The organism is Alcanivorax sp. HI0044 (assembly GCF_001634945.1).
The window spans coordinates 1-861 of record NZ_LWEZ01000019.1 but is presented as its reverse complement, the minus strand read 5'-3'; the positions used below and the strand labels follow the sequence as shown (position 1 = coordinate 861).

At 57.8% G+C, this 861-nt stretch carries 1 protein-coding gene; it reads right to left on the bottom strand.

Translation table 11 applies throughout. The features are described from left to right. On the bottom strand, positions 1-590 hold a 590-nt coding region (locus A3730_RS00245), incomplete at its 3' end, for an S-adenosylmethionine synthetase N-terminal domain-containing protein (RefSeq protein ID WP_304439442.1). Positions 591-861: the final 271 nt, after the last annotated feature.

Below are 861 nucleotides of genomic sequence, written 5' to 3'. Positions count from 1 at the left end.
AGCTTGATGTCCGGGGAATGCTGGGTGGACAGCACCACCGCATCCACGGCCACGGGTTTGCCGTTGTCGTAACGCAGAGTGACCTGGCTTTTCGCATCCGGACGCAGCCAGGGGAGAGTGCCGTTCTTGCGCAACTCGGCCTGACGCTCCACCAGACGGTGAGAGTAGTACACCGGGGCGGGCATCAGGGTATCGGTTTCGTCAGTGGCGAAGCCGAACATCAAGCCCTGGTCGCCGGCGCCCATTTCCTTGTCTTCGGCTTCGTCTACGCCGATGGCGATATCGGCGGATTGCTTGCCGATGCCATTGAGTACGGCACAGCTGGCGCCATCGAAGCCTTTTTCAGAGCTGTCGTAGCCGATATCCAGGATCACCTGGCGAACGATGTCTTCCAGCTCCACGTAGGTGTTGGTGCGCACTTCACCGGCGACCACGGCCATGCCGGTTTTTACCAAAGTTTCCACCGCCACGCGGGCGTGGGGGTCATCCTTGATGATGGCATCCAGAATGGCGTCCGAGATCTGGTCAGCCATTTTATCCGGATGGCCTTCGGACACGGATTCGGAGGTAAAGATGGAATATTCACTCATTGCCGGAGTGCTCCTTGATTACTGGTCTGACGTCGGACGTCAGAAGTCTGATGCTAAAAAACAGAGAGGGTTGGATTTCGTCGTCTGACTTTCGACGTCAGACGTCCGACCCCTCTCCAAGTCATAAAACCTGGAACAATCATCGTGCCCTAATCGAGGCGCTTGAACGTCCTCACCTGCACCTGAAACCCGTTCCGCAGTGCCAGAAACTGGCTTTCCTGCAACTCAAGGCCGGCGCGGCCGGCCCAGTCCACCAGATCGGCTTCATCAA